The organism is Micromonospora sp. CA-244673 (assembly GCF_050948395.1).
Lineage (GTDB): Bacteria > Actinomycetota > Actinomycetes > Mycobacteriales > Micromonosporaceae > Micromonospora.
In genome coordinates, this window is the sequence record NZ_CP192019.1 from 2,759,140 (window position 1) to 2,782,206 (window position 23,067).

The window sequence follows — 23,067 nt, forward strand, 5'->3', positions numbered from 1 at the left end:
ACACCCGACGGATCGGAGGGCGGACGTGACCGAACCCCAGGAGACCCGGGAGGACACCGAACGCAGCGAACCCATCGTGGCGCCGCCGACCGCCAACCCGGCCCGGGTCAAGGTGCCGCCGGAGGGCCTGAAGCAGCAGACCGAAGAGGGTGAGGGCGACCCGACGCCGTCCGGGTCGCCGTCGGGAGAGGAGGCGTGATGGTACGCGAGGCGCGACTCGATCCGGAGGTCGAGGTGATCTGGGACGACTTCCACGCCGAGGTGAACGTCCCCTCCGAGCAGCTGCGGCAGTGGCTGCTCACCCGCGGCTCGGGGGAGGAGGCGTTCGGCCCGAATCCCGACCTCGACCTGCCCGAACCGGGGCGGCGGATCCTCCAGGTGCTCACCAAGCGCAAGGTGGACCTGACCCCGGAGGACATCGAGGTGATGCGGGACGCCATCGAGCGGATCCGGGCGCTCAGCGCGGAGAAGCCGAGCCGGGGCAACGCCGACGACGAGTGGCGGCACTCCCTGCTCGACCTCGGCCACGACGTCCTCATCGAACGCTGACGCGGCGACGCGGCGGCACCCGGGCACCGGTCCCGGGTGCCGCCGCCGTCGCCCTATTCCGATTCCATGCTGGGCAGTTGCAGGCCGGCCGCGTCGGCCGCGTCCTGCCGTTCGCCGCGGGCCCGCTCCTCGCGGCTGAGCAGGTTGGCGAACTCGGTGATGTCGGCCGGCTCGGGCACCTCCGGCAACCGGCGCAGGAACGCCTCCAGGTCGGCGGAGGCGGCGGTGTGCGTGGCGGCCGCCTGGCGCAGCAGCTCCCGCTCGTCGGCGGCCGGGTACAGATCAGTCATGCCGCCCAGATACCCGCGCTCAGGCGGTTCGCACCCCCGGGGCGGTCGGCTGCGCGCCGAAGTCCGGGTGGGCCAGCAGCCACGCCAGGTAGTCCGGGTGGTTGGCCAGCGCGTCGGTGTACGCCGCCACCGCCGTCTCCAGCACCGACTCGGCGACCCGCGCCGCCGGGGCGTCCGGGTGCCAGCCGAGCAGCAGCCGCCAGCGCAGCGGCGCCCCGGCGAGCCGGCGGGTCACCAGGCCGGCCACCGGGCGGAAGGTGGCCTGGCACAGCGCCACCGCCTCGCCCGCGTCGACCAGGTCGAGGCAGGCCCGCACGTCCGCCTCGTAGACCTTGCGGGGTGTGAAGCCGGCGCGGGCGCAGGCCGCGGCGAAGCAGTCGCCGAAGCAGCCGTCCCCGGGCGCGGCCACCCACTGCTCGCGGCGCAGGTCCACGAGGCGCACCTCCTCGCGTGCGGCCATCGGGTGGGTCTGCGGCAGCAGCACGAAGACCGGGTCGACGGCCACCGCCCGCCAGCTCAACCCGGACTCCGCCGACGGGGTGGCGTCGCCGCACACCCCGGTGAGCGCGAAGTCGAGCCGCCCGCCGGCCACCAGCTGGGCCAGCTCGTCCACCGACCACGACGCGTACGTGGTGATCTGCAGGTCGGGGCGCTCGGCGGCGAGCCGGTGCACCAGCCGGCCGAGGATGGGGCTGTTCACCCCGCCGAACCGGTAGCGGCTCAGCGGGTCGCCCGCCCCGGCCAGGCGGGCCGCCTCGTCCTGCAGGCCCTTCATGGCCGGCAGCAGCACCCGGGCCCGGTCCAGCACCAGCTCGCCCAGCGCGGTGGGCCGGGCGCCCCGGCGGTCCCGCTCGAACAGCGGCCCGCCCAGAGCCCGTTCGATGCGCTGGAGCTGGGCGGTCAGCGCCGGCTGGGCCAGGCCGAGCGTGGAGGCCGCCTTGGTGACGCTCCCCGTCTCCGCGATCGCGCACACCACCCGCAGGTGTCGCAGCTCCAGATTCATACGGTGACGGTAGGACCACCCTACGGCCGGGCGGAAGGGTCTTCGGGCATCGGTATACCTGTATGAGCCAGGGGTCAGAGGTCGCGGGGACGCTCCAGGTCCGCGAGGCGGGTCCGCCGCCCGGTGACCACGTCGCGCACCTTGTCCAGCACACCCACCGCCGGCTCGACGATCTTGTTCCAGGGCGGGGTGGCCGGGGTGCCCGGATGCGGCCGCGTCGGCGCGGCCTCCTCGGCGATCTCCCAGCGGTTGCCCAGCCGGATCAACTCGGCGTCGCTGGCCACCTCGCGCAGCGGCGTCACCAGCGCGGCGACCCGGCTGACGTGCCGGCGTACCCGCTCGGCGACGTCGGCCACCGCCGGGTCGTCCGGCCCGGACAGTCCCTTCAGCGCGGTCAGCAGGGCGGCGTCCGCCTCGATCTCCCGGTCCACCAGGTCGCTGCTCTCCGGCACGGCGGCCCGGGCGGCCGGGAAGAGGTACTGCTCCTCGGCGGACAGGTGCCGGGACACCGCGGCCGTCAGCACGTCCAGCACCTCGCGGCGGCGTGCCGGGTCCAGGCCCGCGTCGGTGACCTGCGCGGCCAGCCCGAGCAGCGCCCGGTGCTCCCGGTCCACGAGGTCGGCCAGGCTCCGCCCGCCCGGGCGGTACGCGTCGTCTGCGGTGGGCGGCAACGGCGGCAGGGGGACGGTCATGGTGCCCTCCTTGAGCTTGGCGGCCACGGCCGTCCGGGCCCGGCGCGCCGGACGCCGCGCCACGAGCACCGGCCAGCCGATCGACGGGTGTGGTGGTCCGGCGGTACCCGCCCGCGCGATCCGCGAAACCGCGCCCCGACCGGGGGCGACCGCCCGGCCGGCCCTGCTGGTATGAAGAAGCGATGACGAGCGACCCCGCCTCCGCCCGACCGGACCCCACCGACGAGGTCGTGGACCTCTGCCGCGACCTGCTGCGCATCGACACCACCAACACCGGGGACAACGACACCAGCGTCGGGGAGCGCCAGGCCGCGGAGTACGTCGCCGAGAAGCTCGCCGAGGTCGGCGTCGACGCGGAACTGATCGAGTCCGCGCCGGGCCGCGCCAACCTGGTCGCCCGGATCCCCGGCACCGACCCGGGCCGGGACGCGCTGCTCGTGCACGGCCACCTCGACGTGGTGCCCGCCGACCCGGACGAGTGGTCGGTACACCCGTTCTCCGGCGAGATCCGCGACGGCTACCTGTGGGGCCGCGGCGCCATCGACATGAAGGACTTCGACGCGATGGTGCTGGCCGTGGTCCGCGGCTGGCAGCGGGCCGGGATCCGCCCGTCCCGCGACATCGTGCTCGCCTTCACCGCCGACGAGGAGGCCGGCAGCGACTACGGCGCGCACTTCCTCGCCCAACGGCACCGCCACCTCTTCGACGGCTGCACGGAGGCGATCGGCGAGGTCGGCGGCTTCTCCTACTCGGTGGACGAGTCCCGGCGGCTCTACCTCATCGAGACCGCCGAGAAGGGCATCGACTGGCTGCGCCTGCACGCCAAGGGCCGCCCCGGCCACGGCTCGATGGTGCACGACGACAACGCCGTGACCGCCCTCGCCGAGGCGGTCGCCCGGATCGGCGGGCACCGCTTCCCGGTGGTGATGACCGACACCGTACGGGCCTTCCTCGCCGAGGTCTCCGACATCCTCGGCATCGACATCGACCCGGACGACCCGGAGACCGCGATCGCCAAGCTCGGCCCGATCGCCAACATCATCGGCGCGACCATCCGCAACACCGCCAACCCGACCCGGCTGGCCGCCGGCTACAAGGACAACGTCATCCCGGGGCGGGCCACCGCCACCATCGACTGCCGCAGCCTGCCCGGGCAGAGCGAGCTGCTGGAGCGGCAGCTGCGGGAGCTGGTCGGTCCGGACATCGCCATCGAGTACATCCAGCGCCAGCCGGCCCTGGAAACCACCTTCGACGGCGACCTGGTCGAGGCGATGTCGGCCGCGCTGCTCGCCGAGGACCCGGGCGCCCGGCCGGTGCCGTACATGCTCTCCGGCGGCACCGACGCCAAGGCGTTCTCCCAGCTCGGCATCCGGTGCTTCGGCTTCGCGCCGCTGCGGCTGCCCGCCGACCTCAATTTCTCCGGCCTGTTCCATGGCATCGACGAGCGCGTTCCGCTGGACGGACTACAGTTCGGCGTGCGGGTTCTCGACCGCTTTCTCCGCAGCTGCTGACCGTGCCCGTCGCGCCGCCGCCGGCGCCGGACCTCCCCCATCGCGAAGGGACTGCCTCACATGACCGACCAGCACGGTGAGCTGGACGCCGCCCTCGAGCGGGTGATCGACGCGGCCCGCGCCCACCTGGCCGCCGTCCGCGCCGCCCAGGGCCGGATCGACGACGACGCCGTCTGGCAGGCGTACGTCACATTGAACAACGCCTCGTTCGCCTACGACGAGCAGCTGCTCGACGCGTTCGGCGAGGTGACGCCGTGGGACGTCGAGTCGATCGACCCGGACGAGGCCGACGAGCGCTTCGGCGGGGCCGAGGGCGTCGAGGCGACCGACCCGCACCCGCGGGTGATCTCGGTGCGCCAGCGGCGGGACTACCGGGTGCCCAGCATCTCCGCGCTGATCCGGGCGGCCGAGGCGGCCCGCCGCGAGGGCACCCCGGAGGAGGACGAGCCGGCCGCGGTCGAGGGGGTCGGCGAGGCCGTGCTGGAGCTGCTGCAGAGCGGCGACGGCTCGCTCTCCGCCCTCGACGTGCCCGAGCTGGAGCCGCTCGACGGTGTGGTCATGGTCAGTGAGGTCGGCACCCCGGTCGACCTGGAGTCCTTCGACGACGACGACCCGGTCGGCCCGTTCCAGCCGGCCGCCGACGACCGGCTGGTCGGCCGGCTCGACGAGCACCCGTTCCTGGAGCTCGACGAGGAGCACGACCACGCCCACTAGGCAGTGACGCCTCGGGGCCCACCGTGTGCGGGCCCCGGGGACGCTCCCGCCCGGCGGCCGTCAGTAGGAGAGGCCCGGCTGCGGCTGGTTGACCCGGCGGCGGCGCAGCATGACCTGCCGCGTGCCGTCCCGGTACAGCCGCACCCGGGCCAGTTCCCAGCCGGAGAACTCCGCCTGGATCGCCAGCTGCGCCGCGGCGGTCAACCGATCGACGTTCGAGGGCAACCGCAGCGGCGCGTATTCGTAGTCCATGGCCTCTATGCTGCCCAGACCTGCAGCGCGCCGCCACCCCCTGAGGGTGACCCGCGTCGCCCTCTTCGCCCGGGCGGGCTCGGCCGGACGGGCTCAGCCGTCCCGTTCCGGGTAGCCCACCGGCACCGCCGAGACGTCGTCCAGCGCGGTGACGATCTCCTCCGGCAGGGTCATCCGCTCCACCTGCAGCGCCCCGAGGAGCTGCCCCACGGTGCGGGCGCCGAGGATCGGCGCGGTCACGCCCGGCCGGTCCCGGACCCAGGCCAGCGCCACCTCCAGCGGCGACACGCCCAGGCCGCCGGCCGCGATGGCGACCGCCTCCACGATGCTGGAGCAGCGCGGCTCCAGGTAGGTGGCGACGAAGCGCTCGAAGTGCGGCGACACGGCCCGCGAGTCCGCCGGGCGGCCGTTGCGGTACTTGCCGGTGAGCACCCCGCGACCCAGCGGCGACCAGGGCAGCACGCCCAGCCCCATGGCCTCGCAGGCGGGCAGCACCTCGCGCTCCACACCCCGCTCCAGCAGCGAATACTCCACCTGGGCGGCCACCACCGGGGCCCGCCCCGGCCAGGCGGCCTGCCAGGCGGCGGCACGGGCGGTCTGCCAGCCGGAGAAGTTCGACACCCCGACGTACCGGGCCTTGCCGCTGGACACCGCGTGGTCGAGCGCGGAGAGCGTCTCCTCCAGCGGGGTGTCCGGGTCGTACCCGTGCACCTGCCAGAGGTCGACGTGGTCGGTGCCGAGCCGGCGCAGCGAGGCCTCCAGGGTGCGCAGCAGGTGCCCCCGGGATCCGTCCCGGCGCCGGCCGCTGCCCGGCCGCAGCCCCGCCTTCGTGGCGATGAGCAGGTCGTCGCGGGGCACCAGGCTGCCCAGCAGGGAGCCGATCACCGACTCGGCGTCGCCGTCGGCGTACACGTCGGCGGTGTCCACGAGGTTGCCGCCCGCGTCGAGGTAGCTCTTCAGCTGGGCGGCCGCGTCATCGGCATCGGTGTCCCGTCCCCAGGTCATGGTGCCGAGCGCGAGCCGCGAAACCGCCAGCCCGCTTCGGCCGAGCGGTCGCTGTTGCATGGGTGAACCTTATTTCGAAGCCGGCGTCACGGATATCCTCGCCGCAGTCAACTTCCGGCGCGACCTCCGGCGGATGTGACGTGTTCGAGGTGAGCCCGTGGCCCGCGCCACCACCTCCATTGCGTAACCTGATGCGACCTGTGGTGCGGATGGTGGGAGGACCAGTGCGACTCGGGCTCAGCCTCGGATACCAGACGGCGTGGAGCACGCCGGCCGACCACCTGGCGCTGGCCCAGGAGGCGGATCGGCTCGGCTACTCGGTGGTGTGGGCCGCGGAGGCCTACGGCTCCGACTCGCCGAGCATGCTGGCCTGGATGGCCGGGCAGACCGAGCGGATCGACGTGGGCGCCGCGGTGATGCAGATCCCCGCGCGGACCCCCGCGATGACCGCGATGACCGCGGCGACCATCGACGCGCTCTCCGGCGGCCGGTTCCGGCTCGGCCTCGGCGTCTCCGGCCCGCAGGTCTCCGAGGGCTGGCACGGCGTCCGCTTCGCCAAGCCCCTGGCCCGCACCCGGGAGTACGTCGACATCGTGAAGCTGGCCGTGGCCCGCAAGGAGGTCGCGTACGACGGCGAGCACTACACCCTGCCGCTGCCTGACGGCCCGGGCAAGGCGCTGCGGCTGGGCTTCCACCCGCCGCGCGAGCACATCCCGATCTACCTGGCCGCTGTCGGCCCGAAGAACCTGGAGCTGGCCGGCGAGATCGCCGACGGCTGGCTCGCCGTCTTCTACGCCCCCGAGTTCGCCGAGGAGCAGCTCGCCTCGGTGCGGGCCGGCCGGGCCAAGGCCGGCAAGGAGCTGGCCGGCTTCGACGTCGTCCCGTCCGTGCCGGTGGTGGTCGGCGACGACATCGCCACCTGCGCCGAGCTGGTCCGCTGGTACGCGGCCCTCTACGTCGGCGGCATGGGCAGCCGGCAGCAGAACTTCTACAACCAGCTCGCCACCCGGATGGGCTACGGCGACGCCGCCCGCGAGGTGCAGGACCTCTACCTGGCCAAGCGGCAGCGCGACGCGGCCGCCGCGGTGCCCATGGAGTTCATCGACCGCACCTCGCTGCTCGGCCCGAAGGAGCGCATCGCCGAGCGGATGCGGGAGTACGCCGCCGCCGGCGTGACCACCCTCTCGGTCACCCTCTTCGTGGCGGACCGGGACAGCGGCGTGCAGACCCTGCGGACCGTCGCCGAGGCGCTGGACCTCTCCGGAGTCGGCGAGTGACCTGGGTCGAGGCCATCGTCCTGGGCATCGTCCAGGGGCTCACGGAATTCCTGCCGGTCTCGTCCTCCGGGCACCTGCGGATCACCTCGGCGATCTTCTTCGACCGGGACGCCGGAGCGTCGTTCACCGCGGTGACCCAGCTGGGCACCGAGGCGGCGGTGCTCATCTACTTCTTCAAGGACATCTGGCGGATCGTCCGCACCTGGTGCCTCGGCCTGTTCGACCGCTCGGTGCGCTCCAGCCTCGACTACCGCATGGGCTGGTACGTCATCATCGGCACGATCCCGATCGGCATCTTCGGGCTGCTGTTCAAGGACCAGATCCGCACCGCCGGCCGGGACCTGCGACTGGTCTCCACCACGCTGATCCTCGGCGCCATCGTGCTCGCCCTGGCCGAGTACTGGGGGCGGCAGACCCGCACGCTGGAGAACTTCCGGATGCGTGACGGCGTCATCATGGGCTTCGCCCAGGCCGCCGCGCTGGTCCCCGGCGTCTCCCGCTCGGGCGGCACGCTCACCGCCGGCCTGCTGCTCAACCTCACCCGCGAGACGGCGGCCCGCTACTCGTTCCTGCTCGCCATCCCGGCCGTGGTGATCTCCGGCGTGTTCAGCATCCCGGACGTCTTCGAGCCGTCCGCACCGGGCACCGCCGCGCCGAGCGTGGCGCAGATGGTCGTCGCCACCGTGATCGCCTTCGCCATCGGGTACGCGGCCATCGCCTGGCTCCTGCGCTACGTCGCGCACCACACCCTCTACCTGTTCGTCCTCTACCGGGTGGCGCTCGGCTCCCTGGTCATCTGCCTGCTCCTCACCGGCACGATCGACGCCACCTGACCTGATCCGGATACGCCGCTGGCCGGCACCCCGTTGTTGGGGGTGCCGGCCAGCGTTCGTTCGGCTGTCAGCTGTTCCAGTTGTGCGCGACGATGTCGGTGGCCTGCTGCTCCCACTGGGCGTACGCGTCCGGGTAGGCCGAGACCTGCACGGTCTGCGCGGCGCCGGTCAGGGGCATCTTGTCCCAGCCGTCGACCTGCTTGAGGCCCTTGAGGAAGGCCAGGGTCGAGTACTCGGGGTCGGTGATCTGCTCCGGCGTGCCCCAACCACTGGACGGGCGCTGCTGGAACAGGCCCAGCGAGTCGTGATCGTTGGCGTCGCCGAGGTGCCCCAGGTTCTCCAGCTTCGACTCCTGCAGGCTCGTGGCGATCGAGATCACCGCCGCCCGCTCCGGCAGGCCGGCCTTCTTCGTCGCCGCGATGATCGCCTTGGCGTTGGCCAGCTGCTCACCGTTCAGCTCGATGTGCGACTGGGCGCCCTGCACGCTCACCGCCACGGCGGCCGGCTTGCCCTCGACCGGACGGGCGTCGGCGTGGGCGGCGACCGGACCGGCGAAGATCCCACCGGTGAAGGCCAGACCAGCAATACCCAGCACACTCTTACGCAGCATCGTGTTCATGGGGGTAGCTCCATTCGGGGGTTGGCGCACACCCGGACCGACGGGGGTCGGCAAGGGGTGGTGTGCGCAAGCACCGTCAGGCGCTCAAGGAAAGTCTTAGGGGGATCATCCGGCGCGCGGGGCGAAGCCTCTTCGTCGCGCCGGGACCATGTACAACGACCGGCAGCCCACCATCATTCCCGGCCGAGCAGTCCCGCCTCGGCGGGCTGTCACGCGGGCCGGTCACCCCGTCGGGCGGGGCGCGGTCCTCGGTCGTTCACCCGGATACAACGACCCCCACCCGCCCGCCATTCCGCCGCCGCGATGCCGCCGGTCACCCCGCGAAACGGACACCGCACCCAGACACGGACGGTCGGTGGAACGGTATGGAGGTATCCCGGCACCAGAGACATACATGAGGTTCCACTCAGCGACCGAGGCCGCGTGCGAACCGGACATCCACCCCAGGCTGACGCTGCCTGTGTCGGCGGCTACGAACTTGATGACGTGGATGGATCGGCGCGGTACCCGTCGCGCATCTCCTCGCCGGTGCCTCTCGCCGAACGCCGAACCGCCGAACCCCAGACCCCGAAGCCCGAACGCCGAACCCCGAACGCCGAACCCCGAACGCCGGACGCCGAACCCCGAACGCCGGACGCCGAACCCCGAACGCCGGACGCCGGACGCCGAACGCCGCACGCCGGAGCCGGACGCCGAACGCCGAACGCCGGACGCCGAACCTCGAACCCCGAGCCCCGAACGCCGGAGCCGGACGCCGAACCCCGAACCCCGAACCGTGCGGTGAGGATGCGCCGGGGGAGAGGGTGGAAACGACAGCGCCGCCCGGCCCCGGAGGGACGGGCGGCGCTGTAGGTGTCGGTGTGCAGGTCGCCTCTCGGCGAGTGGCGCGACGCGGCTCCAGCCGAACGGTATTCCGCGAAGGCAATTTAGGTGAGGCCCGGGGACACTGGGCACACCGACGCTCTGCACAACGGCCCGACCGGGTCCGCTGTTCCGGGTGGCGACGTGTTCGCGGTCACAGACCCGCCCCGATACCGCCACATCCCGTGGTGCAGTCGATCAAGGGGGTGGCAGCGCCTAGGGTGGTCTGCGTGGCGACCCTTCTGCTTCTGCGACACGGCCGGACCACCGCGAACGCCGACGGTGGCCTGGCCGGCCGGCAACCGGTCGAGCTGGACGAGACCGGGCGCGCCCAGGCCGCGGCGGTGGGCGACCGGCTCAAGGGGCTGCCCCTCGCGGCGGTGGTGACCAGCCCGCTGATCCGCTGCCGGCAGACCCTGGAGCTGGCCCTGCCCGGGGCGGAGCCGGTGGTCGAGGAGGGGCTGATCGAGTGCGGCTACGGCGCCTGGGAGGGGCAGCCGTTGAAGAAGCTGGCGAAGGAGCCGCTCTGGCCGGTGGTGCAGCAGCACCCGAGCGCCGCCGTGTTCCCGGAGGGGGAGTCGATGGCGGCGATGTCGGCGAGGGCGGTCGCCGCGGTGCGCTCCTGGGACGCTCGGATCAGCGCCGAGCACGGGCCCGAGGCGGTCTGGCTGGCGTGCAGCCACGGCGATGTGATCAAGGCGATCGTGGCCGACGCGTTGGGCGTACACCTGGATCTGTTCCAGCGGATCGTGGCGGACCCGGCGTCGGTGACCGCGATCCGCTACACGCCGCTGCGGCCCTTCCTGGTCCGGCTCAACGACACGGGCGGCGACCTCGCCGGGCTGGTCCCGCCGCCGCGCAAGCGGCGCCGGCGGGCGACCCGGGCGACCGACTCGGACGCGGCGGTGGGTGGCGGCGCGGGGGCGACCCGGTGAGCCGCACCGCCACGCCCGGGAACGGCGGGCGGCGGCCCTGGCGTTTCGCCCTGGGCGGATTCGGCGTCGGTGCGCTGCGCGACGGTTCCACACGCCGGATAGGGTCGTGGGTATGACCCACCAGGTGCACGCCTTCGAGCCGCCGGAGCGGTTCGTCGCCGGAACCGTCGGCCCGCCGGGGGAGCGCACGTTCTTCCTCCAGGCGCGCGGCGGAGGCCGGCTGGTCAGCGTCGCGCTGGAAAAGGTCCAGGTGTCCCTGCTCGCCGAGAAGCTGGAGGAGTTGCTCTCCGAGGCGCAGCGCCGGTTCGGCGTCGAGCTTCCGGAGGCGGCCCCGGTGACGACGGGCGACAACGACCCGCTCGACACCCCGGTCGACGAGGAGTTCCGGGTCGGCACCCTGGGCCTGGCCTTCGACGTGGACTCCGCCACCGTGGTGATCGAGGCGATCGCCGCCGGCGAGGCGGAGGCCGAGGTCGAGCTGGGCGACGCTGACGACGACACCGACGAGGACCCGGACGAACCGGACGACGACCTCGACCGGCTCCGGGTCCGGCTGACCCCCGAGGCGACCCGCGCGTTCATCGAGCGGGCCCGGCGGGTGGTCAACGCCGGCCGTCCGCCCTGCCCGCTCTGCGGCCAGCCGCTCGACCCGGCCGGTCACCTCTGCCCCCGGCACAACGGCTACCACCGGTGACCTCGTCCGAACTTCAGCCCCGACAGGAGGGCGCCGCGTCGCTGCGACTGCTCAGCGACGGTGAGCTCACCCTGGAGGGGCGGCTGGTCGATGCCTCCAACACCACCCTGCGCGGCGTCATCACCCTCGACGGGGTGACCGCGCGCTGCGTCTACAAGCCGGTCCGCGGTGAGCGCCCGCTCTGGGACTTCCCGGACGGGACGCTCGCTGGCCGGGAGGTCTCGGCCTACCTGGTCTCGCAGGCCACCGGTTGGGATCTGGTGCCGCCGACCGTGCTGCGGGACGGGCCGTTCGGTCCCGGCTCGTGCCAGCTCTGGATCGACGAGCCGGAGGACGCCGAGCCGCTGGTCGGGTTCGTGCCGGCCGAGACGGTGCCGCCGCGCTGGTTCCCGGTCGCCGCGGCGCGCGACGACGACGGCGCCGCGTACGCGCTGGCGCACGCCGACGATCCCCGGCTGGCCCGCCTGGCGGTCCTCGACGCCGTGATCAACAACGCCGACCGCAAGGGCGGCCACGTGCTCGTCGGCCCCGACGACCGCGTCTACGGGGTCGACCACGGGGTCTGCTTCCACGTCGAGGAGAAGCTGCGCACCGTGCTCTGGGGCTGGGCCGGCCGGCAGCTCCCGCCGGACGCGGTGGAGATGCTCGACGGGCTGGCCGGGCAGCTCACCGGGGTGCTCGGCGACGAGCTTGCCGAGCACCTCACCATCAGCGAGGTCGCCGAGGTGGCGGCCCGGGTGGACCGGCTGCGGGAGACCGGGCGGTTCCCGCTGCCGCCGGAGGAGTGGCCGGCCATGCCGTGGCCGCCCATGTGAGCCGTTGTCGCGTTGATCACCCGAGGCGCGCCACCCGAGCGCCTGACGGCTCGTTAGGCTGGCAATCATGGAGTCTTGGGCGGGACACGAGGTGCCACGGCTGCCGGGCAAGGGCACACCACTGAGGTTGTACGACTCGGCGCGGCAAGGTCTCCACCCCAGTCAGCCCGACGGCGCGGCCAGCATGTACGTCTGCGGCATCACCCCGTACGACGCGACCCACCTCGGCCACGCCGCCACCATGATCACGTTTGACCTGGTGCAGCGGATGTGGCGGGACGCGGGCCTGACCGTGCGGTACGTGCAGAACGTCACCGACATCGACGACCCGCTGCTGGAGCGGGCCGAGCGCGACGGCGAGGACTGGAAGGTCCTGGCCATGCGGGAGACCGCCCTGTTCCGCGAGGACATGGAGGCGCTGCGGATCATCCCGCCGGAGCACTACGTGGGCGCGGTCGAGTCGATCCCGGACATCGCCGAGAAGGTGCTCGTGCTGCTCAAGGACGGCGCGGCCTACCGGCTCGACGACGGCACCGGCGACGTCTACTTCGACGTCGCCGCGGCCCCCGCGTTCGGCTACGAGTCCAACCTGTCGCGGGAGCAGATGCTGGAGATCTTCCCGGAGCGCGGCGGTGACCCGGACCGGGCCGGCAAGCGGGACCCGCTCGACCCGCTGCTGTGGCGCGGCGCCCGCGAGGGCGAGCCCTCCTGGCCGGGCGGTGAGCTGGGCGCCGGCCGCCCGGGCTGGCACATCGAGTGCGCGGTGATCGCGCTGAACCTGCTCGGCGACCGGATCGCCGTCCAGGGCGGCGGCAACGACCTGCTCTTCCCGCACCACGAGTGTTCGGCGGCGCACGCCGAGCGGCTGACCGGTCAGGCGCCGTTCGCCGACCACTACGTGCACGCCGGCATGATCGGCCTGGACGGCGAGAAGATGTCGAAGTCCCGGGGCAACCTGGTCTTCGTCTCCCGGCTCCGCGCCGACCGGGTCGACCCGATGGCGGTCCGGCTGGCCCTGCTCAGCGGGCACTACCGCAGCGACCGCTCGTGGACCGACGAGCTGCTCGCCGAGGCGCAGGAGCGGCTGGCCCGCTGGCGCCGGGCCGCCGCCGCGCCGGCCGGTCCGTCGGGCGACGAGCTCCTGGCCGGGGTACGCGCCCGCCTCGCCGACGACCTCGACACGCCGGGCGCCCTGACGCTGGTGGACGCCTGGGTGGAGCAGGCGCTCGCCGGGGTGGCCGACGACGCCGAGGCCCCGAAGCTCTTCGCGGACACCGTGGACGCGCTCCTGGGCATCCGTCTCTGACGGGGGCTCCGTCCCGAACCGTCGGGCTGGCGGCAGCGCAGCCCGGCGGCCGGCCGAGCGAGGGCCGGCCACGGCCGACCCGGCCGCTCAGGCGCCCATGAGCCGGGCCAGGCGGTCCCACGCCGGGGACGAGGCTTCGGGCTGGGACTGGGCCGCCAGCCGGGCGATGGTCGGGTTGTGGACGGGGCGCGTCTCCGATCGGTGGTGCCGGTCGCCGAACCAGGTCCGGGTGCGCTCCGCGAGGGCGGGTAGGCGGGGGTCGTCCGGCGACCAGTCGTAGGCGGCGTCGTGGTCGAGGTAGAGGGCGCGGAAATCCGGGTCGGTCAGCAGCTCGCGCTTCTCGGCGGTCCACCGGGAGGCATCCTCGGGCGAGGCGGTCCGCATGAGGATCCAGCCGTCGCGCTCCAGCCGGATCTGGCGTTCGCTGACGCCGAGTTCGCGCAGATCGTCGAGGAGGGCGGCGGCCTCCGGGGAGACGAAGAGCCGGTCGCCGCCGCGCAGCTGGGCGAGCTGGTCCAGGGTCCGTTGCAGCTGCGCGATGCGCTCCCGGAGGCCGTGATCGATTTCGGCGATGGCCGCCGTGAGGGCGTCCGGGTCGGCGTCGAGCAGGTCTCCGACGCGGGCCAGCGGCACCCCGGCCTCGGCCAAGGTTCTGATCTTGACGAGGGCGATCGCGTCCTCCGCGGTGTACCGCCGGTAGCCGGACGAGTCGCGCTCCGGCTCGGCGAGCAGACCACGCTGGTGGTAGTGGCGGACGGCCTTGACGGTCACCCCGGCGTACTCCGCTAGCTGGCCAATCGTGATCATGGCGGAGATCCTTCCACCGAGGGTCGGGTCGGGACGGGGCGGTCAGGCCCGCCGGGTCAGTCGGCCGCCGCCGTTGCGGAAGCGCGCCCGGCCGTCGATCACGTCGTGGTACGAGACGAGCAGGAGTCGCAGGTACCCGTCGAACGTCTCCCACGGGTACCCGACCGGCGCGAAGAGACCCGGCCCGACCGGCACGTAGCGCTGCGGCGGGGCGGAGGTCGCGCCGCCGGCGAACGCGGTGAAGATCCGCTCCTGCGAATCGTCCGCCGGCTCGTAGGCCATCCGCTCCTCGAGCTGGCCGTCGACGACGCTGGCGTCGATGCGGAGCTGGTTAGAGCGGTAGGTGCCCTCGTACGGGGTGAGGTCCACGTCTGGCGTCGGTGCGGTGACCAGAGCGGGGATCTCGACGCCGAGAAGCTCCCGCAGGAGCCGCTGGAGGAGCTGGTCGTGCAGGAGGATCGCGCCCGGGGTGTTGCCGAAGGCGGTGAAGACCAGGTCGTGCTCGGGGACGACGCAGAGGATGGAGACGCCGCCGGGCGACGCACCGGACATGGCGAGCACGGTGGTGTCGCCGAACGGGTACCGCACCCAGCCCAGGCCCATCGGCGGGACGTTCGGGGTCGCCATGTCGTACGCGACCTGCTGCATCAGCGCGGTCGACGCGGTCGACAGCACCCGCGTGCCGGCGGGGGAGACGCCGCCGGCCAGGTGGGTGCGCCCGAAGGCGAGCAGGTCGGCGACGGTGCCGATCGGCGTGCCCCCGGCCGGCCCCCAGGTGTCGGGCAGCATGAACATGCCGGTGGGCCGGGCCGCCATGGTCTCCGGGTCGGGGAAGTGGCCGACGGCCGTGCTGCGGAGGATGGCCCGTTCGGCCGAAGTGCCGGAGTCCGTCATGCCGACTGGCCCGTAGACGTCGCGCGCGAGCAGGTCGGGGAAGGACAGGCCGGTCACCACCTCCAGCAGCCGGCCCGCGACGATCATGCCGCCGTTGGAGTAGCTGAGGCGCTCACCGGCCTCGAACAGGGCGCCGCAGCTCCCGGCAAGGCCGTCGACGTAGGTCTTCAGGGCGTCGCGGCCCCGCGCGTCCGGGAAGAACAGGTCGGCGTCGATGCCGTTGGTGTGCGAGACCAGGTGACGGACGAGGATCTTCTCCGCCGCGCCCGGTGCGGTCAGGGCGAATTCGGGGAGGTAGTGCGCCACCGGCGCGTCGAGGTCCAGCAGTCCCCGGTCGACCTGCTGCAGGACCAGCGTGGTGGTGAGCACCTTGGTGACCGAGCCGAAGAGAAATCCGGTGTCCTCGCGCATCGGCGCGCCGGTGGCGATGTTCGCGGTGCCGTGGGCGACGACGATCTGCTCGCCGGCGTGGTGGACGCCGGCGACGAACCCGGGGACGTGCTGGGACTCGCAGTAGGCGGCAATCTGCTCACGGATCTGGGCCCCGACGGTGTGCAGGGCGCTGTTGTTGTCGTTCATGCCGACGATCGTCGAACCCTGCCCCTGGGGCAGGGTCAAGCCCGACGGCGAGAAGATCGTCCGCGGTCAGCCGAGGACGAGGCCGGGGTCCGGGTCGGGCTCCGCCTGCGGGGCGGGAATCCGGTACTCCTCGGTGAGCGTGGTCATCGGGCCCGGCCAGGTGGCGTGGGCGACCTCGATGGGCTTGCGCTGGGCGTCGTAGGCGACGTGCAGCAGGTGCAGCACCGGGGTGTCCGGGCGGATCTGGAGGATCTCCGCCTCCTCCCGGCTGGGCTGGCGGGCGCTGATCGTGTCCGTCGCGGTGACGTACCGGCGGCCGGTGGCCTCCTCGGCCTCCTGGTAGAGCGGGCGGCCGAACGCCTCGGCCCGCTCCAGGGAGGTGCCGGCGGTGTCGGCGGGCAGGAACCAGGAGGCGCCCACCTCGACGGGTGAGTCGTCGGTGCGGACCAGGTGCCGCCGGCAGAGCAGTTCCGTGCCGTCGGCCACCCCGAACGCGTCGGCCACCTCGGGCGGGGCGGCGGCGCGGCCCACCGAGACGAGCTGCTGCCGGTACCGGGCGGCCAGGTCGGTGTGGTAGCCGCGGAAGCCGCCGTACCGGCCCCGGGAGAGCCGGTTGAGGCGGCGCCGGGTGCCCCGGACGTACGTACCGGAGCCGGGCTTGGTGATCAGGATGCCCTCGACCCGCAGCTGGTCGACGGCGCGCTGCACGGTCTGCTTCGCGACGCCGAACATCTCGGCGATGGCCGGGATGGACGGCAGCCGCTCGCCGGGCCCCCAATCGCCGCGGCGGATCTGGGCCTTGAGCTGCGCGGCGATCTGCCGGTGCGGGAACTCGGCCGCGCCGGGGTTGATCTGCATGCCCGCCTCCTCACGACAGCTAGGTTCCTAGGATGCCCTAGAGGGGGTGACCTCGCCACCCCGGACACGCGGAAGGCCGGGCCCGCGAGGACCCGGCCTTCGGGGAAGAGCGGCTACCAGGAGCCGGCGGTGGGGCCGGCGGAGCCGCCCCGGCGGCGCAGGTACTTCTCGAACTCCTGGGCGATCTCGTCCCCGGTCAGCGGGGTGATGCCGGCGTCGCCGACCCGCTCCTCCAGCTCACGGACGTACTCGCCCAGCTCGGCGTCCTGTTCGGCGGCGCTGCGCACCCGCTGCTCCCACTCGGCGGCCTCCTCGGCCAGGTCGGCCATCGGCACCGGCAGGTCGAGCACCTCCTCGACCCGGTGCAGCAGCGCCAGGGTGGCCTTCGGGCAGGGCGGGTTGTTGGCGTAGTGCGGCACGTGCACCCAGAACGACACGGCGTCCACCTCGGCCCGGGTGCAGGCGTCGTGCAGGACCCCGACGATGCCGGTCGGCCCGTCGTAGCGGGTGGGGGTGAGCTGGTAGCGCTTCGCGGCGTCGGCGTCCGAGGCGCTGCCGCTGATCGGCAGCGGCCGGGTGTAGGGCACGTCGGCCAGCAGCGCGCCGAGCAGCACCACCCGCTCGACCTCCAGGCTGTGGCAGATCTCCAGCACCTGCTCGCAGAAGGTGCGCCAGCGCATGCTCGGCTCGATGCCCCGGATCAGCACCACGTCCCGCTCGGTGCCCTCGGGGCTGGCCACCATGAAGCGGGTGGTCGGCCACTCGACCCGGCGGGTCTCCCCGTCGGCCATCGTGATCGTCGGCCGGCTCACCTGGAAGTCGTAGAAGTCCTCCGGGTCCAGCTCGGTCACCTGGCGGGCCTGCCAGACCTGCTCCAGGTGCTCCACGGCGGCGGTCGAGGCGTCGGCGGCGTCGTTCCACCCCTCGAAGGCCGCGATGGCGACCGGGGACCGCAGCACCGGCAGTCCGTCGAACTCGGTCACGCCGTCACCTCACCCTGCTCGTCGCGAGCGGCACCCGGGTATCGCGCTTCAGCTCGGCGCGTCTGACGCCGCGTCGCGACCTGAAGCCGTCGTACGGTCGCGTCGCTGATGTCCTTCACGTCCGTCAGCCTACGTGCCGCCGCCGGGCAGGGCCCGTCGGCCGCGCCGGTCGGCCGGGCCGACCACTCGGGCGAACCGGATGAAAGGTACGCGGTGATTCCGCTGACAGTATGTGGGAAGCCCAGGTTGCGGTGACCCGTCCAGGCCGCGCCGCACTAACCTGGCCCTGTGCGGACTTCGTTGCTCGATGTGCTGGCGGACCGGATCCTGATCGCCGACGGGGCGATGGGGACGATGCTGCAGGCGGCCGACCTGACCCTGGACGACTTCGACGGCCTTGAGGGCTGCAACGAGATCCTCAACGTCACCAGGCCGGACGTGGTCCGCGGCGTGCACGAGGCCTATCTGGCCGCCGGCGCGGACTGCGTGGAGACCAACACCTTCGGCGCCAACCTGCCCAACCTCGCCGAGTACGGCATCGCCGAGCGGATCCGCGAGCTGTCCGAGGCGGGCGCGCGGCTCGCCCGGGAGGCCGCCGACGCGCACTCGACGCCGGAGCAGCCGAGGTTCGTGCTCGGCTCGATGGGGCCCGGCACGAAGCTGCCCACCCTCGGGCACGCGGCGTACGCGACCCTGCGGGACGCGTACCAGGAGAACGCCGCCGGCCTGATCGCCGGCGGGGCGGACGCGCTGATCATCGAGACCTGCCAGGACCTGCTCCAGGTCAAGGCCGCGGTGGTCGGCGCGAAGCGGGCCCGCGTCGAGCTGGGGCGGGACGTCCCGATCATCTGCCAGGTGGCCGTGGAGACCACCGGCACCATGCTGCTGGGCAGCGAGATCGGCGCCGCGCTGACCGCGATCGAGCCGCTCGGCGTCGACCTGATCGGCCTCAACTGCTCGACCGGCCCGGCCGAGATGGGCGAGCACCTGCGCTACCTGTCCCAGCACTCCCGCATCCCGGTCTCGGTGATGCCGAACGCCGGCCTGCCGGTGCTGACCGCCGACGGGGCCTACTTCCCGCTGAGCCCGGTTGAGCTGGCCGACGCCCTCGACCAGTTCGTCACCGACTACGGCGTGGCCCTGGTCGGCGGCTGCTGCGGCACCACACCGGAGCACATCCGGGTGCTGGTCGAGCGGCTGCGCGGCCGGCGGCCGGTGACCCGCGAGCCGCGCCCCGAGGCGGGCATCTCGTCGATCTACCACCACGTGCCGTTCGCCCAGGACGCCAGCATCCTGATGGTGGGGGAGCGGAGCAACGCCAACGGCTCCAAGGCGTTCCGCGAGGCGATGCTCGCGGCCGACTGGCAGGCCTGCGTCGAGATCGCCCGCGGCCAGGCCCGGGACGGCTCGCACCTGCTGGACCTCTGCGTCGACTACGTGGGCCGGGACGGCACACAGGACATGCGCGAGCTGGCCGGCCGGTTCGCCACCGCCTCGACGCTGCCGATCATGCTGGACTCGACGGAGCCGGCGGTGGTCGAGGCGGGGCTGGAGATGCTCGGCGGCCGCTGCGTGGTCAACTCGGTCAACTTCGAGGACGGCGACGGCCCGGAGTCCCGCTACGCCCGGGTGATGCCGGTGGTCCGGGAGCACGGCGCCGCCGTGGTGGCGCTGCTCATCGACGAGGAGGGCCAGGCCCGCACCCGGGACTGGAAGGTACGCGTCGCGTGCCGGCTCATCGACGACCTGACCGGCCGGTGGGGGCTGCGCCGGGAGGACATCCTCATCGACGCGCTGACCTTCCCGATCGCCACCGGGCAGGAGGAGACCCGCCGCGACGGCATCGAGACGATCGAGGCGATCCGGGAGATCGCCGCCCGCTACCCGGGGGTCAACTTCACCCTGGGCATCTCGAACGTCTCCTTCGGCCTGAACCCGGCGGCCCGGCAGGTGCTCAACTCGGTGTTCCTGCACGAGTGCGCGCAGGCCGGCCTCACCTCGGCCATCGTGCACGCCAGCAAGATCCTGCCGATGTCGAAGATCCCCGACGAGCAGCGCGAGATCGCGCTCGACCTGGTCTACGACCGGCGCCGCGAGGGCTACGACCCGGTGCAGCGGTTCATCGAGGTCTTCGAGGGCGTCGACGCCGCCTCCGCGCGGGCCACCCGGGCCGAGGAGCTGGCCGCGCTGCCGCTGGACGAGCGGCTCAAGCGGCGGATCATCGACGGGGAGCGCAACGGCCTGGAGGCCGACCTGGACACGGCCATGGCCGAGGGGCGCACGCCACTGTCCATCATCAACGACCTGCTGCTGGACGGCATGAAGGTCGTCGGTGAGCTGTTCGGCTCCGGCCAGATGCAACTGCCGTTCGTGCTCCAGTCCGCCGAGGTGATGAAGACCGCGGTGGCCTACCTGGAGCCGCACATGGAGAAGACCGACGACGACGGCAAGGGGCGGATCGTCCTCGCCACCGTCAAGGGCGACGTGCACGACATCGGCAAGAACCTGGTCGACATCATCCTGTCCAACAACGGCTACGACGTCGTCAACATCGGCATCAAGCAGCCGATCAACGCGATCCTCGACGCCGCCGAGGAGCACCGGGCCGACGCCATCGGCATGTCCGGCCTGCTGGTCAAGAGCACGGTCATCATGAAGGAGAACCTGGCGGAGATGGCCGCGCGCGGCGTCGCCGAGCGCTGGCCGGTGCTGCTCGGCGGCGCGGCGCTCACCCGCGCGTACGTGGAGGACGACCTTCGCTCGGCGTTCCCCGGGCAGGTGCACTACGCCCGGGACGCGTTCGAGGGGCTGTCCCTCATGGACCGGGTGATGACGGCGAAGCGGGGCGGCGCGCCGGTGATCGACCCGGAGCGGGAGGCCGCCCTGGCGGCCCGCCGGGAGCGCCGGGAGCGGCAGCGGGCCTTGGTCCGCGAGGCGCTGCCGGAGCTGGACGACGCGTCGGTCCGCTCCGACGTGGCCGCGGACGTGGAGGTGCCCACCCCGCCGTTCTTCGGCACGCGGGTGGTCAAGGGTGTGCCGCTGGCCGACTACGCGGCGCTGCTCGACGAGCGGGCCACCTTCCTGGGCCAGTGGGGGCTGCGCGGGGCCCGGGGCGGCAAGGGCCCGTCGTACGAGGAGCTGGTGGAGACCGAGGGGCGGCCGCGGCTGCGCTACTGGCTGGACCGGCTCATCGCCGACCAGGTCCTCGAGGCGGCCGTGGTCTACGGCTACTTCCCGGCCTACTCCGAGGGCAACGACCTGGTGGTGCTGGACGAGAACGGGCATTCCGAGCGGGCCCGGTTCTCGTTCCCGCGGCAGCGGCAGGAGCGCCGGCTCTGCCTGGCCGACTTCTTCCGCCCCAAGGGCGAGCAGCTGGACGTGGTGGCGTTGCAGTTGGTCACCGTCGGGCAGCCGATCAGCGAGTACACGGCGAAGATGTTCGCCGGCAACGAGTACCGCGACTACCTGGAGGTGCACGGCCTGTCGGTGCAGCTCACCGAGGCGCTGGCCGAGTACTGGCACCGGCGGATCCGCGCCGAGCTGGTCCTGCCGGGCGGGCGCACGGTCGCCGACGAGGACCCGGCGGACGTGGCCGGCCTGCTGCGCACCGACTACCGGGGCTGCCGCTACGCGTTCGGCTACCCGGCCTGCCCGGACCTGGAGGACCGGGCGAAGCTCGTGGAGCTGCTCGGCGCGGAGCGGATCAACGTCCAGCTCTCGGAGGAGTTCCAACTCATGCCGGAGCAGGCCACCGACGCGATCGTGGTGCACCACCCGGAGGCGAGCTACTTCAACGCCAAGTGATCACCGGTCCACGCTGACCTGCGGTGCAGCACCGGGAACGGCGCTGATCCGCATGATCATGCCGTCTCCAGGCCGCCGTGCAGGAGGAGTACGTCCACGTTGTTCACGAGCGAAGCCACCCGAACCGGATCCCTGTGAGGTTGCTGCGGCCTCGGCCTCCGGGTGCACAAGGTGGCGTGTCGTCGATTGTCAGACGGACGGGTCCCAGGCGATGAGCTGGTCGAAGATGCGACGGTCGCCGTCCAGCTCCAGCTTCGGAGAATCCGGCGGTATGCGGCCGTAAAAGAACAGGACCAGGTCACTGGCCGTGCCCCGGGCGGAGGCGTCGGCCGTGTCCGGGCCCGGGTCCTCGCTGGCAGCCGGCGCGCCGAGGCGGGCGGCCCATGCGCCGTCGCGGGACAGCCGAAGGCGCCAGGAGCGGCCCTCGGTGGCGTAGTAGTCGACGACGGCGGGTTCGTGCGGCCAGGCGACATCCGTCGAGCAGAGGGTGAACTGGCAGTCGTCGAAACCGTCGAGGGCGACCTCGTCCGGTAGCGGCTCCGGGCGCCCTACGGCGAGCTGGACATCGTGGGTGTGCACCGCGATCTCGGGAACCTGGCGCCGAGCCCATGCACCAGAGGTTTGCGGTGACTGCGAGTCACCCCACCACGTCCAACAACCGCGGTCCGGGCCGGCCTCGCGCAGCGCGCTCGTCAGTCGCTCGACGGACTCGGTCCACCAGGCCAGGAGAGCCTCGCGTTCCCGAGGCGCACCCGTGCCGTCCTCCCAAGCGGACTTCTCCGGGGGAGCGTCGGCCGGCCCAGCGGCGACGATGGCGGCCGACTTGCGGCGGCCCATGCCGACGTGTTGCACGAGGTCGAACAGCGTCCGCTCGGGATGGGTCGGCACCGGCACGTCGAGACCGGGCGCCGCAGCGACCGCGGTGCGGAAGGCGGTCGATCGTTCGTCGATCAGCCGCAGATGATCAGAGAACGTGAGGATCTCGTGCACCCCGGCTGTCTATCACTGTGCTCCGACAACCGGACAGCGATTTTCACAGCCGACGCGGCGGGCGCCTCCGCACTGATACGTGCCCTTGGTTACGCGCGGGCGCCCTTCCTCAGATCGGCGATCCTCAGACGGCAACAGCACCGCTGACCTGGGTGCGCCAGGGTCGGGGCGGCCGGTGTCGTCCCAAGCCTGCGTGACAGATCAGTCTCGGGACGTGGGGGACACCTCCGGCCGGATCACCCCCCGAAGGATGGCCACGAGGTCGTCGATGGTCCTCTGCGCGTCGAGTCTGTCCGCTTCGGTGCTCCACCCGTGATGCCATGACCCGTCGGGGCCGGCGACAAAGAGCAACGCACCCAGTGCGGGCGGGGCGAGGTCTGATGCTGACGCGGGAAGCAGCGCCATGTCTGTCTCGTCCGACAGTTCCGCCAGGCGGTGTTGTAGGTGCTCGCCGCCTGGAAGCGCGGCGGACACGAGTGCTGCCGCCGCGACGACCTCGTCAGGGAAAAACTCTCGCCAGAGCAGACCCCGGTTGGCCAGGACGTAGGTGAACATGTTCCGGAGCGCGTCGAGGCGTTGCTCTGGCGGCCGTTCAGCGAGTTCTTCAAGGAAGTCCAGGGCGCCGTCACTGCTGAACGGCCCGGTTCCGAATGTGCCCACGTCACCCTTTCGTCAAGAGGACAGCCACCGTCGAAGAGTCGATGAGCGCACCACGCATGATCCTGCGCAGCGTAGCGCCCTGTCACGCAGGTTCTGAGACCCGACATCATCGGTGCTGAGCTGTCCGGTCTCGGGA

At 72.7% G+C, this 23,067-nt stretch carries 23 protein-coding genes; 11 read left to right on the forward strand and 12 right to left on the reverse strand.

The window, feature by feature from the left end:
• Positions 1 to 25: 25 nt before the first annotated feature.
• Positions 26 to 199: a hypothetical protein gene (locus ACQP12_RS12870; RefSeq protein ID WP_357944932.1), complete on the forward strand. Its 174-nt coding sequence runs from the start codon at positions 26 to 28 to the stop codon at positions 197 to 199.
• Positions 199 to 549: a DUF3140 domain-containing protein gene (locus ACQP12_RS12875; RefSeq protein ID WP_151464370.1), complete on the forward strand. Its 351-nt coding sequence runs from the start codon at positions 199 to 201 to the stop codon at positions 547 to 549. Before ACQP12_RS12870 ends, ACQP12_RS12875 begins: the two co-directional genes overlap by 1 nt.
• A 53-nt stretch (positions 550 to 602) precedes the next feature.
• On the opposite strand, the gene ACQP12_RS12880 is transcribed toward ACQP12_RS12875, so the two are convergent.
• The 3 genes from ACQP12_RS12880 to ACQP12_RS12890 form a co-directional block, all read right to left on the reverse strand.
• Complete coding sequence (locus ACQP12_RS12880) at positions 603 to 839, reverse strand: hypothetical protein (RefSeq protein ID WP_357944937.1); 237 nt, start codon at positions 837 to 839, stop codon at positions 603 to 605.
• Between the two features lie 19 nt (positions 840 to 858).
• Complete coding sequence (locus ACQP12_RS12885) at positions 859 to 1,842, reverse strand: LysR family transcriptional regulator (protein ID WP_357944939.1); 984 nt, start codon at positions 1,840 to 1,842, stop codon at positions 859 to 861.
• Between the two features lie 74 nt (positions 1,843 to 1,916).
• The gene (locus ACQP12_RS12890; RefSeq protein WP_433287734.1) at positions 1,917 to 2,534 is read right to left on the reverse strand and encodes a hemerythrin domain-containing protein; all 618 of its coding nucleotides are present in this window, start codon (positions 2,532 to 2,534) and stop codon (positions 1,917 to 1,919) included.
• Positions 2,535 to 2,716: 182 nt separating this feature from the next.
• Here ACQP12_RS12890 and ACQP12_RS12895 point away from each other — a divergent pair, with 182 nt between their 5' ends.
• Together ACQP12_RS12895 and ACQP12_RS12900 are read left to right on the forward strand one after the other, a co-directional pair.
• A complete protein-coding gene (locus tag ACQP12_RS12895) occupies positions 2,717 to 4,045 on the forward strand; it encodes a M20/M25/M40 family metallo-hydrolase (protein ID WP_357944944.1) in 1,329 nt (442 codons plus the stop codon).
• Positions 4,046 to 4,105: 60 nt separating this feature from the next.
• Entirely contained in the window at positions 4,106 to 4,759 is a 654-nt protein-coding gene (locus ACQP12_RS12900) for a hypothetical protein (RefSeq protein WP_357944946.1), read from the forward strand.
• 60 nt (positions 4,760 to 4,819) lie between these two features.
• Here the strand turns inward: ACQP12_RS12900 and ACQP12_RS12905 are convergent, their stop codons facing one another.
• Both ACQP12_RS12905 and ACQP12_RS12910 read right to left on the reverse strand, forming a co-directional pair.
• Complete coding sequence (locus ACQP12_RS12905; protein WP_091265978.1) at positions 4,820 to 5,011, reverse strand: DUF5703 family protein; 192 nt, start codon at positions 5,009 to 5,011, stop codon at positions 4,820 to 4,822.
• Positions 5,012 to 5,104: 93 nt separating this feature from the next.
• A complete protein-coding gene (locus ACQP12_RS12910) occupies positions 5,105 to 6,076 on the reverse strand; it encodes an aldo/keto reductase (protein ID WP_313721510.1) in 972 nt (323 codons plus the stop codon).
• Between the two features lie 164 nt (positions 6,077 to 6,240).
• Here ACQP12_RS12910 and ACQP12_RS12915 point away from each other — a divergent pair, with 164 nt between their 5' ends.
• Together ACQP12_RS12915 and ACQP12_RS12920 are read left to right on the forward strand one after the other, a co-directional pair.
• Entirely contained in the window at positions 6,241 to 7,293 is a 1,053-nt protein-coding gene (locus ACQP12_RS12915; protein WP_091265972.1) for an LLM class F420-dependent oxidoreductase, read from the forward strand.
• Complete coding sequence (locus ACQP12_RS12920; RefSeq protein ID WP_433287738.1) at positions 7,290 to 8,126, forward strand: undecaprenyl-diphosphate phosphatase; 837 nt, start codon at positions 7,290 to 7,292, stop codon at positions 8,124 to 8,126. The genes ACQP12_RS12915 and ACQP12_RS12920 overlap by 4 nt, the downstream gene beginning before the upstream one ends.
• Positions 8,127 to 8,193: 67 nt before the next feature.
• Here ACQP12_RS12920 and ACQP12_RS12925 read toward each other — a convergent pair whose 3' ends face one another.
• Positions 8,194 to 8,745, reverse strand: coding sequence for a hypothetical protein (locus ACQP12_RS12925; protein WP_433287740.1), 552 nt, complete (start codon positions 8,743 to 8,745; stop codon positions 8,194 to 8,196).
• A gap of 1,082 nt (positions 8,746 to 9,827) precedes the next feature.
• Between ACQP12_RS12925 and ACQP12_RS12930 the strand changes: the two genes are divergently transcribed.
• From ACQP12_RS12930 to mshC, 4 genes are all read left to right on the forward strand, one after another.
• Complete coding sequence (locus ACQP12_RS12930) at positions 9,828 to 10,541, forward strand: histidine phosphatase family protein (RefSeq protein ID WP_433289257.1); 714 nt, start codon at positions 9,828 to 9,830, stop codon at positions 10,539 to 10,541.
• Positions 10,542 to 10,653: 112 nt separating this feature from the next.
• The gene (locus ACQP12_RS12935; RefSeq protein WP_262286146.1) at positions 10,654 to 11,235 is read left to right on the forward strand and encodes a DUF3090 domain-containing protein; all 582 of its coding nucleotides are present in this window, start codon (positions 10,654 to 10,656) and stop codon (positions 11,233 to 11,235) included.
• Positions 11,232 to 12,050 (forward strand): SCO1664 family protein, encoded by an 819-nt coding sequence (locus tag ACQP12_RS12940; RefSeq protein ID WP_433287742.1) that lies wholly within the window; start codon positions 11,232 to 11,234, stop codon positions 12,048 to 12,050. The genes ACQP12_RS12935 and ACQP12_RS12940 overlap by 4 nt, the downstream gene beginning before the upstream one ends.
• A 67-nt stretch (positions 12,051 to 12,117) precedes the next feature.
• Positions 12,118 to 13,356, forward strand: a complete 1,239-nt coding sequence (gene mshC, locus ACQP12_RS12945; protein ID WP_433287744.1) for a cysteine--1-D-myo-inosityl 2-amino-2-deoxy-alpha-D-glucopyranoside ligase — start codon at positions 12,118 to 12,120, stop codon at positions 13,354 to 13,356.
• A gap of 87 nt (positions 13,357 to 13,443) precedes the next feature.
• Here the strand turns inward: mshC and ACQP12_RS12950 are convergent, their stop codons facing one another.
• The 4 genes from ACQP12_RS12950 to ACQP12_RS12965 form a co-directional block, all read right to left on the reverse strand.
• A complete protein-coding gene (locus ACQP12_RS12950; protein WP_433287746.1) occupies positions 13,444 to 14,163 on the reverse strand; it encodes a MerR family transcriptional regulator in 720 nt (239 codons plus the stop codon).
• 42 nt (positions 14,164 to 14,205) lie between these two features.
• Positions 14,206 to 15,636, reverse strand: a complete 1,431-nt coding sequence (locus ACQP12_RS12955) for a serine hydrolase domain-containing protein (protein WP_433287748.1) — start codon at positions 15,634 to 15,636, stop codon at positions 14,206 to 14,208.
• Between the two features lie 66 nt (positions 15,637 to 15,702).
• Positions 15,703 to 16,494 (reverse strand): GntR family transcriptional regulator, encoded by a 792-nt coding sequence (locus tag ACQP12_RS12960; RefSeq protein ID WP_433287750.1) that lies wholly within the window; start codon positions 16,492 to 16,494, stop codon positions 15,703 to 15,705.
• A 113-nt stretch (positions 16,495 to 16,607) separates the two neighbouring features.
• Entirely contained in the window at positions 16,608 to 17,477 is an 870-nt protein-coding gene (locus ACQP12_RS12965; protein WP_030504102.1) for a PAC2 family protein, read from the reverse strand.
• A gap of 288 nt (positions 17,478 to 17,765) precedes the next feature.
• Here ACQP12_RS12965 and metH point away from each other — a divergent pair, with 288 nt between their 5' ends.
• Complete coding sequence (gene metH, locus ACQP12_RS12970) at positions 17,766 to 21,281, forward strand: methionine synthase (protein ID WP_433287753.1); 3,516 nt, start codon at positions 17,766 to 17,768, stop codon at positions 21,279 to 21,281.
• A 189-nt stretch (positions 21,282 to 21,470) separates the two neighbouring features.
• Here the strand turns inward: metH and ACQP12_RS12975 are convergent, their stop codons facing one another.
• Together ACQP12_RS12975 and ACQP12_RS12980 are read right to left on the reverse strand one after the other, a co-directional pair.
• Positions 21,471 to 22,271 (reverse strand): maleylpyruvate isomerase N-terminal domain-containing protein, encoded by an 801-nt coding sequence (locus ACQP12_RS12975; protein ID WP_433287755.1) that lies wholly within the window; start codon positions 22,269 to 22,271, stop codon positions 21,471 to 21,473.
• A 201-nt stretch (positions 22,272 to 22,472) separates the two neighbouring features.
• Complete coding sequence (locus ACQP12_RS12980; protein WP_433287757.1) at positions 22,473 to 22,931, reverse strand: DUF4259 domain-containing protein; 459 nt, start codon at positions 22,929 to 22,931, stop codon at positions 22,473 to 22,475.
• Between the last annotated feature and the right edge of the window lie 136 nt (positions 22,932 to 23,067).